The 15,005-nt window shown below is 40.4% G+C and carries 13 protein-coding genes; 5 read left to right on the top strand and 8 right to left on the bottom strand.

Annotated features, from left to right (window positions below; genetic code table 11):
* Positions 1-260: 260 nt before the first annotated feature.
* The 8 genes from ABXH34_RS06880 to ABXH34_RS06845 form a co-directional block, all read right to left on the bottom strand.
* A complete protein-coding gene (locus tag ABXH34_RS06880) occupies positions 261-2,858 on the bottom strand; it encodes a hypothetical protein (protein WP_353571130.1) in 2,598 nt (865 codons plus the stop codon).
* Between the two features lie 109 nt (positions 2,859-2,967).
* Positions 2,968-5,553: a hypothetical protein gene (locus tag ABXH34_RS06875; RefSeq protein WP_353571129.1), complete on the bottom strand. Its 2,586-nt coding sequence runs from the start codon at positions 5,551-5,553 to the stop codon at positions 2,968-2,970.
* Between the two features lie 98 nt (positions 5,554-5,651).
* Positions 5,652-8,237, bottom strand: coding sequence for a hypothetical protein (locus tag ABXH34_RS06870; RefSeq protein WP_353571128.1), 2,586 nt, complete (start codon positions 8,235-8,237; stop codon positions 5,652-5,654).
* Positions 8,238-8,436: 199 nt separating this feature from the next.
* On the bottom strand, positions 8,437-9,234 hold the full coding sequence (locus tag ABXH34_RS06865; protein ID WP_353571127.1) for a phage tail protein: 798 nt from the start codon (positions 9,232-9,234) through the stop codon (positions 8,437-8,439).
* Positions 9,231-10,256, bottom strand: a complete 1,026-nt coding sequence (locus ABXH34_RS06860) for a phage tail protein I (RefSeq protein ID WP_353571126.1) — start codon at positions 10,254-10,256, stop codon at positions 9,231-9,233. Before ABXH34_RS06860 ends, ABXH34_RS06865 begins: the two co-directional genes overlap by 4 nt.
* A complete protein-coding gene (locus ABXH34_RS06855; protein WP_353571125.1) occupies positions 10,256-10,681 on the bottom strand; it encodes a hypothetical protein in 426 nt (141 codons plus the stop codon). Before ABXH34_RS06855 ends, ABXH34_RS06860 begins: the two co-directional genes overlap by 1 nt.
* Positions 10,682-10,838: 157 nt before the next feature.
* Positions 10,839-11,690, bottom strand: a complete 852-nt coding sequence (locus tag ABXH34_RS06850) for a baseplate assembly protein (RefSeq protein WP_353571124.1) — start codon at positions 11,688-11,690, stop codon at positions 10,839-10,841.
* Positions 11,687-12,115, bottom strand: a complete 429-nt coding sequence (locus ABXH34_RS06845; protein ID WP_353571123.1) for a GPW/gp25 family protein — start codon at positions 12,113-12,115, stop codon at positions 11,687-11,689. The genes ABXH34_RS06850 and ABXH34_RS06845 overlap by 4 nt, the downstream gene beginning before the upstream one ends.
* A 109-nt stretch (positions 12,116-12,224) precedes the next feature.
* Here ABXH34_RS06845 and ABXH34_RS06840 point away from each other — a divergent pair, with 109 nt between their 5' ends.
* From ABXH34_RS06840 to ABXH34_RS06820, 5 genes are read left to right on the top strand one after another with little or no spacing between them, the layout of a single operon-like run.
* A complete protein-coding gene (locus ABXH34_RS06840; RefSeq protein WP_353571122.1) occupies positions 12,225-12,632 on the top strand; it encodes a phage tail protein in 408 nt (135 codons plus the stop codon).
* Entirely contained in the window at positions 12,632-12,865 is a 234-nt protein-coding gene (locus ABXH34_RS06835; RefSeq protein ID WP_353571121.1) for a tail protein X, read from the top strand. The genes ABXH34_RS06840 and ABXH34_RS06835 overlap by 1 nt, the downstream gene beginning before the upstream one ends.
* A gap of 15 nt (positions 12,866-12,880) precedes the next feature.
* The gene (locus tag ABXH34_RS06830) at positions 12,881-13,021 is read left to right on the top strand and encodes a hypothetical protein (protein ID WP_353571120.1); all 141 of its coding nucleotides are present in this window, start codon (positions 12,881-12,883) and stop codon (positions 13,019-13,021) included.
* Positions 13,018-13,998, top strand: a complete 981-nt coding sequence (locus tag ABXH34_RS06825) for a phage late control D family protein (protein ID WP_353571119.1) — start codon at positions 13,018-13,020, stop codon at positions 13,996-13,998. Before ABXH34_RS06830 ends, ABXH34_RS06825 begins: the two co-directional genes overlap by 4 nt.
* The gene (locus ABXH34_RS06820) at positions 13,999-14,736 is read left to right on the top strand and encodes a hypothetical protein (protein ID WP_353571118.1); all 738 of its coding nucleotides are present in this window, start codon (positions 13,999-14,001) and stop codon (positions 14,734-14,736) included. It begins immediately after the preceding gene.
* The last annotated feature ends 269 nt before the right edge of the window (positions 14,737-15,005 follow it).

The raw sequence follows: 15,005 nt of genomic DNA, 5'->3' as shown, positions 1-15,005 counted from the left end.
CGGCGCGTGAGAACGAGGTTAAGAGCGTATGAGGTTTGTATTTATCCTGCGATATAAGAATGTTTATTACCAATGGTATTGATAGCAGGTGAGAAAATAAGTGTACCAGAATAAAATATTTGAGCAAGATTGCTTCGTTCCCTCAAATCACAGAAAAATGAATAATGAGTATATTTTCAAAAGGCCTATGACGCAACGCGTCTGGACTGCATTCCCACGCGGCGCGTGAGAACGAGGTTAAGAGCGTATGAGGTTTGTATTTATCCTGCGATATAAGAATGTTTATTACCAATGGTATTGATAGCAGGTGAGAAAATAGGTGTACCAGAATATTTTAGAATTGAAAATAAACTGCCGTCTGTTGCGTAATAATCAATATTGTTATGTAAAATGTAGTGTTCATTTAAACTGCCGTTCTTTAGTTCAATTCCAGATTGAAATCCATAAATTCCAAAATTATTGTAAAGAGAGAATATTTTCCCTCCAGTGCTCGAAATGGTACTCAAATTAGAATGCTCTAGTTGTAGCCCTCTACCATCACCAGAATTAACAAAAAGCTCTGTAACCACGCTGATAGAACAATATATAAATCTGAACAAACTAATCACATTTGATCCAGATGCAGCAGCAGTTTGAAAATTAACAGTTGAAGAGCCAAATAGGCAAACACTACTAGTGTTCGGTATAGCATTAAATATTGTTCTATATAAGCCAATACCACTTTTTGATATATTAGATGCTATCAATGATTTACATACAATCGCATTAAACTCTAACCGTTGGTTCATTGATGCTTTAATAGCGTAAGACCCTGAAAAATTCAAAATCGTTTTAAGCACATAAGCTGTGCCACCAGTCAATGTATTGGTAGGAAAGGCAGTTTCAGGACAATAATGCTTTACTGTTACATTTGTACCTGATTTTGCAATAATTTCCCATCCACCTAAATGCACTTCTGGAATACCTGTACCTGTAATATCTTGGACTAAAAGAAAATCACCCACTTCAACATCACTTACATCATTCAATTGCAAAGTCACCTCCCAATCACCTGCACTGCCTGTGGCACTCACAAATGAAACTAAATTTTTCTCAAGTGATTCACCTCCCTTAATAGTGAGATTCTCCATATTATAGATAACTAAATCTTGAGTTAAAACGTGTTCACCTTCAGCTAAATCCAAAGTAATATGGGCACTTGGCGCAATGACTAAATTACTAATCGCTGCAATTGCAGTTGTCAAATCGGGATAATCACCCGGTACGGTAAAAGTTTTATCTTCAGCAAATGAAAACATGCCTTGCGTATTGCCTAAGCTGTCTTGATGACGGCCATAAGTATCTACTTGATATTCTTGACCACACGCCAGTTGATTGTCTTTGACTTTAGTAAAACCACCTTCAAGCGTGACAAAACCTGTGTCGTTATCGCCTAAACGGGTGGACAATTGGTTGTTTTTGCAAATCACTTTGCCGTTGGTGTTATGTGAAATCTGCATAAAGCCTTGACCATTATCACGATCTAGCGCGTTAATCACATTATTTTGTAACAATATTTCTGCCATTTCGGAGCTGATAAAACTGCCAGATGCTTCGTTCGCCGTCAAATTGATACCATCAAGATAGACTTTAGCTCCATCATAAGCAATTAAACTAGCCTGCTCTGGATTGTCGCTGACATTTGCCATCCGTACATGATTTGGTTCAGCACTGTCATACCATTCTGCATTGCGATTCGTAAACGAGGCTTGTGCATTTTGACCGCGTAGTTGACCGAGATATTGTAACGGCTCGGATAACTGATCCATTTCCATAAAAGCGACGCTGAATTTAGAGTCATCCGCCCAGAATAATTGCATCACATTGTTGATTTTTAAGCGTTCGATATGCAAATGTGAGCCATTGACAATATTCAAAGCCGTGGCGTGAGTGGCTTCAAACGGGGTGCGCCAGCCAATGCTCATTTGTTTTGGATAGGCATCAGGTTTGATATTCGATGACCAGATCAGTTTACCTTTTTGAATTTGTTTTGAATTATCAAGGAAAATCGGTGCAGCATGATTGGCTAATACGTCGCTACAAGCGGTGTAATCTGGATGCCAGAGATTAATAGACAAGGTTGCATCGCTATAAATCTGTGAATCGGTAGCGTGCAACGCTGTGCCACTGTGCGAAGTACAAGACGCTGAATAGACCCATAAATCTAAATTCACATCACCCAAAGTGAATACTGTTGATTTATCAAATTTAAGACAATGCCGCGTACCACGTAACCAAACATTATTAAATTGAACCGTGGCATTTTTAAAAATCAGCGGCGTTTCATCATAACCATGTGCATCACAAATTTGTGAATCTGAGGTAATACCTGTGGCATCGGTTGAGATGGTGCTGTCGATCGTATTCGGGGTACAAATAATCGGCGGATTGTTGGAATCGTATACGCCAGCAGGTTCGAAATTAATCAGGAAAATATCTTTTAATTCTTGGGTTGGCAAGATATGTAAGCCTGCACCTAATTTAATCGTATTTGCTACAGATGGAATGATATGACTGCTTAATGCTTCGGCCAATGTGGTTGCGTTATCGGCATCAACACCCGTACCCGCATTTTGTGCTGTCGGTGCAACGTAGATAATTCGATTGTCAAAGGTGCTTAGTTTAGCATCGATTTCAGCTTTTTTGCTGATCCATTCATTGTTGATGACGGTAGATTTTTCTATCCAATGTGTATCGAGTTCGGTTTCTGCATCGCTTACCCGTTGCTCAATCATCTGCATTTTAGATATGACTTCGTGGGTCAGTTCGTCGGTTTCGGTGATAAGCTCAACGACGGCTTCTTCAAGTTGTGTTGTCATGGCGGTAATCCTTTACCTGAAAAATTTAATTCTTTGAAAACAATGACGCAGCGCGTCTGGACTGCATTCCCACGCGGCGCATGGGAACGAGGTTAGCGGGATGTATCTTTTATCCTGCAATGAATGAGCGGATATTGCCTTCAGTATTTATAGCTGGGGAACATACTGGTGTACCCTCATATAACTGTGCTTCAATAAATGAATTTGTTCTTGCAAATAAATCAGCAATGCCGTAATTATGTAAAACGTAATGCCTTTTTGTACCTTGACTGGCCATACGAACATTTACACTGTCCTCAGCAAATATCCCTTCTCGATTGTATAGACTGTACATGATAGCGTTGAGATTACTTGCATTAAAGTTCAGTGATGCAGACTCAATAATCCAAAGACCAGCGGCTTGATTAGAATTGAAAAAAACCTTATTCGCGGAATCAACTTGTGTTCTAACAACTGTAAGACCACGATTATCGCCTTTGCAACCAGCAAGTAAGTTGAGAGTTAAGTTTGAACCAACTATGTTTGAAATATGTTGGCTGAAAATAATATTTGTCATCCCAAGTTCACTGAAATTCACATTCACTGTTTGTTGAACAAAAGCCATATTTTTAAGTGCTATATTTCTACATGAATCGAGGCTAAGCTTATTATTAAGTAAAACAGTTTTCAGAACCTTGAGTGTTCCGCTGCTTACAGTGTTTGTGGGAAAAATCGTTTCAGGACAATAATGTTTCACTGTTATGTTGTTGCCTGATATTGCAATCACTTCCCAACCGCCTAAATGCACTTCAGGAATGCCCGTACCTATTACATCATGGATTAGCAAGTAATTACCTATTTCAATATCATTAGTATCACTAAGTTGTAAAGTCACATTCCAATTATCTGCACTACCTGTCACGCTAACAATTGACACAATATTCTTTTCAAATGATTCAGCACCCTGAATGATAAGATTCTCCATATTTTGGATAGCTAAATCTTGACTTAGAGTATACTCACCTGCTGCTAGCTCAATCGTCATTGTTGAATCAGGCGAAATAACCAGTTTACTCACATCAGCAATCGCTGCTTCTAAAGTTGGATAATCTTCAGGGATTTTGAAGGTTTTATCGCCAGCAAATGAAAACATACCTTGGGTATTGCCATGCGTATCTTGATAACGACCGTAAGTATCAACTTGATAATCTTGACTGAAATTAAGCTGATTGTTTTGCTCTTGGGTAAACCCCCCACGCAAGGCCACAAAGCCCGTATCGTTATCGCCTAAACGGGTTGCCAATTGATTGTTTTTACACGTGACTTTGCCATTGGTGTTATGGGTGATTTGCATGAAGCCTTGGTTGTTATCACGGTCTGGTGCGTAAATAATGCTGTTTTGTAAAAACACTTCCGCCGCTTCAATCGCCATAAAGGTGCTACACGCCGTCGCCGTTGTGGTTAATTTCACCCCGTCTAAATACACATCCGCGCCGTCATAAGCAATTAAACACGCTTGTTCTGGAACATTGCCAACATTCTCAATCCGAACAATATGCGGCTCAGTGTCATCATGCCATTCAATATCTCGATTGGTTAAGGCAACACGCGCATCGTGGCCACGCGCTTGACCTAAGAATTGTAACGGTGTGGAATGCTCGCCCATCTCCATAAATGAAATCTGTAATGAACCATTATCCGCCCAGAATAATTGCTTCACATTGTTGATATGCAAACGATCGATATGTAAATGTGAACCGTTGAGAATATTAAACGCAGTGGCGTGACTGACTTCAAACGGGGTATGCCAGCCGATGCTTTCTTGTGTTGGATAATCTGCGCTGCTGATATTCGAAGACCATGAAAGCAGGCCTTTCACAATATGTTTTGAATTATCAAGATAAATCGGGGCAACGTGTTCAACTAACACATCGCTACAACCTGTGTAATCTGGATGCCATAAATGAATATCCAATTCGCTGGCAGTGTAAATTTGCGAATCAATCGCGTGAATGGCTGTACCACTATGCGACGTACACGATGCTGAATAGACCCATAAATCTAAATCCATATCTCCAGCAGTAAAAACGGTGGATTGTTCCAATTTCAAACAATGCCGCGTGCCCCGTAAGCGCACATTATTAAAACGCACGGTGGAATTGATAAAATGCAAAGTGGTTTCATCTTGGCCATGCGCATCGCAAGTTTGTGACTCGGATGTAATCCCCGTGACATCGGTTGAAATCATGCTATCAATCGTATTCGGGGTACAAATAATGGCGGGATTATTGGCATCATATACGCCAGCAGGTTCAAAATTGACTAAGAAAATATCGTTTAATTCTTGAGCAGGTAAGACGTGAACCCCTTGGGCTAATTTAATTGTATTGGCGACAGAAGGAATAATATGATTGCTCAGGGCATCAGCCAACGTTGTGGCATTATCAGAATCAACCCCTGTTCCTGCATTTTGTGCAGTGGGTGCAACGTAAATAATCCGATTGTCAAACGTATTTAATTTAGCATCGATTTCGGCTTTTTTGCTGATCCATTCGCCATTGATTTGGGTGGATTTATCTAGCCAGTGGCTGTCGAGTTCGGTTTGTGCATCGGTCACTCGCTGGTCAATCGCGGTCATTTTGTCGATGACTTCGTCAGTGAGTTGGGTGGTTTTGGTGACTAAAGTTGCAATTGCGCTTTCAAATGTGCTTGTCATTGCGGTAATCCTTTACCTGAAATTTTTAAGTCTTTAGAACGATGACGCGGCGCGTCTGGACTGTATTCCCACACGGCGCATGGGAACGAGGCGTGTTCTTATCCTTCAATAAATGAACGGGTATTGCCTTCGGTGTTCAATGGCGGTGAGAATGTGGGAGAGCCTTGATATGTACTTGCCACTAATAAAAACGAGTTTCTTTGAGCATGAAAGTCACGGGTACTATTATGCAAAACATACATGTCGTTATTTGCTAAACGTGCTTCACTTAATTCTGCATACATGCCATATTTGTTATACAACATATACAAATTACCTTGTGCACCCCTGTTATAGTTAAGAAAACTATTTTGGGTTAAATAAAGGCTTACACCATTACATGAATTAAAAATACAAGTATTGGTTAATTCTATATCTGAATTCACAAAACGTGTGGCATGTCCCAAGGAACTACATAAAGCAAATAAGCTTAAAAAGATTTTAGAATCAGCACTAAATAGCTGCTCTGTATGTGAATGGCTGAGGCAAACTTTAGAAAAGTACACAATGCTATTTGATATGTTGATATCAGATTGATTAAATGCGATATGCTTAAACTGAAAGTTGTGACAGTTGCTTAGTGATATAATTAGGCTGTTCATATTTAATATGGTTTTCAGAACATAAACTGCTCCATTTGTCACTGTATTACTTGGAAAACTAGACTCAGGACAGTAATGCTTCACGGTCACATTGTTATTTGATACCGCAATAATTTCCCAACCACCTAAATGGACTTCGGGAATACCCGTACCTGTCATATCATGGATTAACAAATAATTGCCTACGTCAACATCGCTGGCATCATTCAATTGCAAAGTCACATTCCAATCACCTGCACCGCCCGTAGCACTGACAAATGACATGATATTTTTTTCTAACGGCTCAGCCCCTTGAATGGTGACATTTTGCAGATTATTGATGCTTAAAGCTTGATTCAGAATGTGCTCACCTTCCGCCAAATCCAAAGTAATATGAGCACTGGGTGCAATGACTAAATTACTAATCGCTGCAATTGCGCTTGGCAAATCGGGATAATCTTCAGGGATTTTGAAAGTTTTATCTTCAGCAAATGAAAACATACCTTGTGTATTGCCTAAGTTGTCTTGATGGCGGCCATAACTATCCACTTGATATTCCGCACTACACACTAATTGATTGTTTTTCTCTTTAGTAAAACCACCTTCAAGTGTGACAAAAGCCGCATCGTTATCGCCTAAACGGGTTTCTAGCTGATTATTTCTCGCAATCACTTTGCCGTTAGTATTGTGCGAAATGTGCATAAAGCCTTGATTATTATCACGGTCTAGCGCGTAAATCTGACTATTTTGTAAAAATACTTCCGCCGCTTCACTGGTGATAAAACTGCCGCATGGACACGCGGTCGAACTGAATTTAACCCCGTCTAAAAATACATCAGCCCCATCATAAGCAATTAAACTGGCAAAATCTGGATTATGACTGGTGTTTTCAATCCGTAATACATTTGGCGCAAGTTCATCAGGCCAGTCCGCATGACGGTTTGTTAAAGAAATCAGGGCTTGTTGACCCTGTGCTTGACCTAACCAATGTAACGGGTCGGAATGTTGATCCATTTCCATAAACGCTACGCTAAATGTCGCATTATCAGCCCAGAATAACTGCATGATATTGTTTATTTTTAAGCGTTCAATATGCAGTTGCGCACCGTTGATTAAATTAATTGCGGTGGCGGGTGCTGCTTCAAATTCACTGCGCCAACCCAGCACGGTTTGTTTCGGATATTCGCTTAACTCAATATTAGACGACCAAGTTAATTGGCCTTTTTGAATATGTTGGGTATTGTCTAAAAAGATCGGTGCAGCATGATCGGCCAACGCATCAGTACAACCCGTATAATCAGGATGCCAGATATTAATCGGCAAATTGGCTTCACTGTAAATATGTGAGTCTTGCGCCCATAACGCCACGCCACTATGAGAGGTACACGAAGCAGAATAAATCCATAAATCTAATGACATTTCACCTGAAGTAAACACCGTTGATTTATCAAATTTCAAACAATGGCGCGTACCACGTAACTGAATGTGATTAAACCGAATCGTTGAATTGATAAAATACAAAGCGGTTTCATCATACGCGTGGGCATCACAAATTTGCGAATCAGAAGCAAGGCCAACAATATCAGTAGAAATCTCATCATCGATCGTGTGTGGCGTACAAATAATCACTGGATTGTCAGGATCATAAGCTTCAATCGGTTCAAAATTGATTAAGAAAATATCGCTTAAAACTTGATTTGGTAAAATATGCTGGCCTGCGCTCAATTTAATCGTATTGGCTACAGACGGAATAATATGCTTGCTTAAGGCTTCAGCTAAGGTTGTTGCATTGTTTGCATCTATGCCCGTACCTGCATTTTGAGCAGCGGGTGCAACATAAATCACTCGATTGTCAAACGCATTTAATTTGGCATCGATTTCAGTTTGTTTGGCTGTCCACTCAGTATTGATTTGAGCTTCTTTATCATCCCATTTATGATCTAAATTGGCCTCAGCATTAGTGACCCGTTGATCGATGGCGGCGAGTTTATCCACCACTTCATAGGTTAATTCATCAGTTTGGGTGATTAAATTGGTTACAGCATTTTCAAGGGTCATTGTCATGTTTGATAATCCTTTATCTTGACGTGGCACATCATGACTGCAAAAAGTAATATTCCATTATCCTTTCGCAGTCCAGACACGTTATAGTCAATTCTATCTTGAGTGTGAGGACTGGCAATCCTGTTATTATTTAAATATTAATCCGTTTTAAAGTTTAGGACTGCCAGTCCTGTATCACTTTAAAGTAAAACAACTATACTTAAGCTTTTTCTAAAATTCGCAGGCGTTCACTCATGCGTAATTCACGTAAATTCTTCACGATATGGCTGGTTGCTAAACGGACTAATTCCACGGTTAAAGGATGGAATCCTAAATCGCCATTTTGCTCAACCGTAATTGAATTCGCAGGCACAGCCGCCAGCACTAAATTCAACTGAATATCAAATTTATTAATCGATGATTTAAAACCTAAATTTTGTTCTAAACTGACTTTAATTTGAATTTCATCACCAACCGTCCAGCTAAAGCCTGAATTTAAACTTAAATCAAAATGGCTGGAGTTAAATGCTGTACCACCTGTCAGATTGCCAATATTGCTGCTATCAGGTGCGATAAGCTCAAATACTTCATTGCCTTCGGTGGCATCAGTGCAACTTAAGGTGTAATTGCCCGCTTGCACTTCATGGTTAAACGCATCAATCACTAATGTATTATCAGCAACATTGCCCGGCCCATAAGTGATGTTGGCATAAGGACTGGGGTTGCTCCAAACCGCGAACAACGTTCCATCTTCTAAATAAAACCCTATCGCCTTAATCCAATATTCGTTATTGCCATCAACAATCACGGTTAAATTGACTTGGGTATCGGTTGCGCGTAAACCATTTTTGACAGGAAAGCGTTCAATTTCGCCCTGTAAACTGGTCATGCCCTGAGTCGGTGCAAAGCTTTGGCTGCTTAAGCCCACCGCTGTAATTTTTAAATCAATGCCATCATTGTCCGCGTTAAATGCCGCTTGCAATCCCGCATCAGTAATTGTAGGTATCACGTCAATCATTCGGCCACCATCGTAATGTGAGTAAAAACAGTCGTTGATAACGCACTGCTTACGCCTAAACCACTATGAGGTGATTGGGCAGAATAATGCGTTTCAACCGTTCGGTTAAAAATATGTCGGGGCTGAATTGCAACCCCCACCTGATAAGATTTATTAATTGTATTTTGGTAGATCGGCTTGGTGGTGCGTTTAAATGTATTTCGGGTTTGTGCACTGAGTCCGATAGTTAAAGATTTGTTTATGCTTTGATTTTTATATTCGGTTTGCGTGGTAATGTTGGCGATATTGGCTGATTCAACGCTGGCAGCAATCTGTAATTGTCGTTCTAAAGGTTCAATTTCGTATAGTGGTTTGGTGCTCACGCTGGCGGTGTTGGCCGATTCGATGCTGGCGGCAACGGTGAGATTATGCGGTGCAGCTTGGGTTTGATATTTGGGTTGACTGGTCACGCTGGCGATGCTGGTTGGTTCAATTGCTGCCGCGACACATAATGCAGACCCTTTAATTTTGCCATCTTCCAAATACGGTGCAATCACATTTTTAAAAATGGTTTTAATCACTAAATCGTAATGTGCGCTGGCAGGTTTGTATAAATCAACATTTTTGCTAATCCGCTGATATTGTTCATAAGATAGCGGATATGGGGCGCGTCCATCGGAATGCACTACAAGGAAAAAAGTACGCGGTGTGCCTTTAGGCGAGGTTTGCCACCATTCGACAATTTCAAAATCGGGTACGCCTGTGAGGTCTAAAATCCGTTGTACCGCCCATCGCGTGCCTTTTTTACGATGGATTTCATAGGATTCGGCAATCACGCGGCGTTTGACTTGTTCCAGCCAATTCTCATCCCACACATCAACCGACATTGCCCATGCTAACCATGGTAAAAATTCAGCAGGACATTGCCATGGATTCCATAAATTTCTAATGACGTGCGCGGGCAAGCTGTCCAAATGTTCAGCCGCGATTTGCTCAATATCAAGTTCAAGCGGGGTGGAATGGCTGGGAAGTATGGATTGCATTAGGCAGCGACGCTCATTTGAAATGACATAATGTATTTGCCATCGGTCTGATTAAGGCTGGCAAAGATGACATCGTTGATAAATTGTTCGAATTCTTGTGCGCTGATTTCGCCGTCTGCCATTGACTCGGTGTGCCATTGATTCGCGCTCATGACCATTGTCATCACAGTGAAAATGTAGTTTCTCCAGTTAATCGGCTGTGGTTCTAAGCCAATGCTTTGTTCAATGTTGTAATTGATTTTGACTTGGCCATCGGTAAAATCTGCAATGCTGGGTTCAACCACTTGGTCGAATAAAGCTTGAAATTCTGAGATGCTGAGCTCTTTGTCGTCGTAGGCTTCTTTGCCCCATTCATATAATTTGCCAACGGTTGAAATGGCGAAGGCGAAGAGTTCTAATTTGGTTTTTTTAGGTAAGTTAATCATTGTTTTAGGCTCTTAAGTTGTTCTTGACGCGGCGCGTCTGGACTGCATTCCTACGCAGTGCGCAGGAACGAGAGTCGTTTTACTTTAAAGTGAGACAGGACTGCCAGTCCTCACACTCAAGATAGAATTGGCTATAGGGTGCTAGAGTTTTTGATAATCATTCATCAACGCTGCCACTAACCACACGAATCCCACGACAAAACGCGGCTTGCTGCCCATCAACCACAATCGTTTCTATCGGTTGATGCAATTCAATCCGTTGAATACCAGCGCCATGTAATGCTGCATAAATCCCACTCAAGGCAATGTCATGTCCGAGCAAATGATTTTTTTGGACATATTCGGTTATGCTCTTAAGTGATTCCGCTTTGACTACTGCGGGGTCAGGGCCATTGTAAAAGTACAAGGTTGCATCAATTTCATATTCAATAATGTCAGGGGATTTAATCAGTACTTGGTCGGTTAACGGGCGTTTATCTTCTGCACCCAATTGCGCATTTACGATTTGTAATAATTCAGTAGAAGGTGTGCCGTCATGTTCCGCACTTAAAATTGTGACTTCGACCACCGAAGGCTCAGGGCTAAACACATCCACATCTTTCACATCATTTGAAGCTGTCAAACTCCAATACACATAACTACCTGTTGCACCACAAGTGCTAATCGCTTCCAATGCAGCAACGGTTCGGGTTCTCAGTCGCTCATCGGTTTCATTTTCTAAACGAATCACGCCAATATTGGCGGCCAAATTATCTAAATCATTGTCTTTGGCATACGCGAGCATCACGGCTTTTGAAGCGTCATTAATCCGTTGTCGCAGTAATAGTTCACGATATTGATATTGTTCTAACAATTTATACGCGGGATCAGATTCAACAATCGCCTGATAATCAGGGGCTAAATTGCGGAATTCTGCAATCGCTTGCGCGACCAACTGTTCAATATCCAGTGTTTCGACCACATCAGGAAATGGCAGTTTTTCAAGTTCAATATTGGCAAAAGCAGTCATGAGATTATCGGTGTAGTAATAGTTAAATTATTGATTGTAATCGGTGTCACCACAGGTTCAGGCAAATCGTAAATCATGTTTGCTCTGTCAAATTCTGAGCGCATGGCATCGGTTAAATTCGGGGTTGGATTCAATCCCAATTGCATGGTGAAATCCAGCTCACCTTGTTTACTCACTCGTGTCACTTGAATCTGTTCGATCTCGACCCGAGGTTCATTCGCGCTATCTAACGCATCAACACTGGCATAAGCCCATAACATAAAATGAGAGGAGGACATTGGCGCATCGACTAACTGCTGATCCATTCCATAATCACGCACTAAAACCCGTTCGCCTCGTCGAGTGGCAACCGTATCTTCTAATGATTGTTGTAAATGTGCGTCACCATCAATCCACTTCCCTGTGACCCTATCCATTCCACGCATGGTTTTATTACTCGTTTTCTAACGGTTTAAATTGTAGCCTTTGCTTTACCTTGATATGTATGACGTTTTGTCCTACAAACTTGATTTATAAATACTTTAGAATTTTTTAATGGCAAAGAAATACGTACAAGTCATCTGGGGTGGCTATCCATTTGGAACTAGCACCACAGCATTGGCAAAACTTGATCACTCAACCAGTTATAGACATCCTTCTCAAGGACGGATTGGGCGGCCTGTGGCATTGCAGTTTGTGGGGAAAGGTGATGACAGCATTACGCTGACAGGTGACTATTATCCCGCAATCTCTGGCAGAGCTAATTTAATGGAAATTGTCAGATTGATTGCTAATCAGGGTAAGCCACATTATTTAATTGATGGCATGGGGATGATATACGGCAAATATGTATGCACTTCGGTCAAAGATGGTAAAGAGAGCTTAATGGATGATGGTCGCCCGCAGAAAATCAGTTTTACTGTGCAGCTCAAAAAATATTATCCCGATGGAGCAACATCATAATGGCGCAATGGTATACCTGTCAGCAAGGCGATATGTTAGACGACATTTGTCATAGTCATTATGAATTGCCACATAACAAAGCATTGAGTTTCGTGCTGCAACAAGCTGAAAATCAGAATTTAGCCGATAAGGGTTTATTTTATGAAGCGGGTCAACAAGTGTATTTACCCGATTTGCCCACTGAATTAACCGTACAAGAAAATCAACGCAAAATTAAAATTTTTGACATGTAAGTAGATTGAAAATGAATGACAAGCAAATTGCAAAAAATCAAAGATCAATTGTTTAAAACTCAAGAATGGCGAATATTTGAATTAACCGTTTGGTATTGGGTTTCAGCTTGGTTTTTACTGATTATTTTCACCGCCTTTTTTATCAAAATATTATGACACCTATAGCAATTATCAGCGGCCTCAGCGCAGCAGCCAATGACAGACTTCTCAGCGTTTCTGTTGTCGATAACGCAGGCATCAAAAGTGATTCTGCCATGATTAAACTTGACGATAGAGATTATAAATTGGAATGGCCGCCTGAAGGTTTAGAAATTACGGTACAACTGGGTTATAAAGAAACGGGTATAGTAAAAATGGGGATTTTTGAAATCGATAAAATTACTCATGATGACTCTCCAGCCAGTACTATGAGCATTTCAGCTCGTGCATTGATGACGCATAATAATGAAATCAAAAAACCTAAAACGGGCGAATGGCATGAAAAAACTATTGGTGAAATCATTGGTAAAATCGCGACTAATAACGGCTTTACAGCCGAAGTTGATCCTGATGTTGCAGGTATTTATTATCCGCATTTTGATCAGACTGAGGAAAGCGATATTCATTTTGCATCCAGATTGGCGGAAAAGCATGATTGTTATGCCAAATTGCAGGATAAAAAATTGATGTTTAAGCCACGGGAAAAAACCAATGGCGAAGTAACGATTTCCCGAGATCATTATTTAAATACAGGTTCGGGCATTATTGCAACAAGCTTGACAGGGGCAAAAGTTGATAATCGCACTAAATATAAAGGGGTTAAAACCTATTGGGAAGACAGGGACAGTAAAAAGCGCACTTATGAAACTGTTGGTATTGAGCCATTTTATGAAGAGCGCGATATTTTGGAAGCCCAAGACAAAGCCAAAATGAGAGCCAATGATAAATTTAAGCAATTATCACGCGGCACAGGCAATATTGGCAGTTTGAATATACCTGGTAATCCTCAGGTTAGGGCAGAAATGGATTTAGTTTTAAAGGATTTTCGACCTGAAATTTGTGGGTTATCACCTTGGATTATTACAAAGGCCACGCACACATTTGACAGCGGCGGCTATAAAACAACCATCGTAGCAGAAGTGAAAGCAAAGTAAATGGAATTACAAAACATTGGTTTAATTGGGCTGATTGCGTTGATTGTTGCGGTTGCAACTTATCATCAGCGGATTCGTGATTTTTTTGGCTCGCGCAGTTTCAGACGTTGGGTGATTTTAAATCTTATTTATATTAATCAATCCTTTATTATTCGAGATTATGCGCTGTCAGAGGAAATCAAACGCACTTTGTTTAATAATAAGCCCGATGATGGAAGCCGTCAGCATCAATTACGTACTGCACGGGTGGCCAGCGAGTTTGCCAGTAGTTTGAAACATACGATTCAGCAAGTTGATCAGAATGTGTTACGCGTGGTGGTGTATCGATTTCATAACGGCGATCATTCTCGTGGTTTGAGTTTACAGAAAGCCAGCGTGATTGCAGAGAATACGGTTTTTGCTGAGGGTCAGCAGATTCCGTTTATGTCCGATATTTTACAGACCATTGAAATTGAACGTTTACCATATCGGTTTGAAGATTTGACGCCTAATAATTCACAGTTTGTGTCGTTGGTTGATGTGAAAGCCTCAGAAATTCGTTATGAGGAAAATCCAATGCGGCAAAAATTAATGTCGTATCAGGTTAAATCATTGGTTTGTCAGTTGGTTGTGGATGTCCATGGCGAGATGTTGGCGTTGGTTGAGGTGCATTTTAAATCTAGTAATATCCCGAAAATCGACGCCATTAAGAGCAATATTCATGACTGGATGCCAGAGCTTGAGAATGGATTTTTGTAGAATTATGAATTGATTTTGATCTGGTTTTTTGTTTTTGCAAGTTTTAAAGAGTTAACTTTTATTTGTAGTCGATTTTTCTCGTTTTCTTTCTTATTCCAATGGTCTCCGTTGGAATGTAGCCTAAACGCTCTGCGTCTTAATGATAAAAACATCATAACAATAGATTTCAAACAAATTCTATAGTAGATTTCACATTGAATGCGATGTTCACAGGGTTGGAAGCCCTTTTTTGTTTTAAATATAAGTCACTTTCAAAATCATGAACCTGT

This window comes from Candidatus Albibeggiatoa sp. nov. BB20 (assembly GCA_016744725.1).
In the GTDB taxonomy this organism is placed as follows: domain Bacteria; phylum Pseudomonadota; class Gammaproteobacteria; order Beggiatoales; family Beggiatoaceae; genus Albibeggiatoa.
The sequence above is the reverse complement of the archived record's forward strand: the minus strand, read 5'-3'. Positions and strand labels throughout refer to the sequence as shown.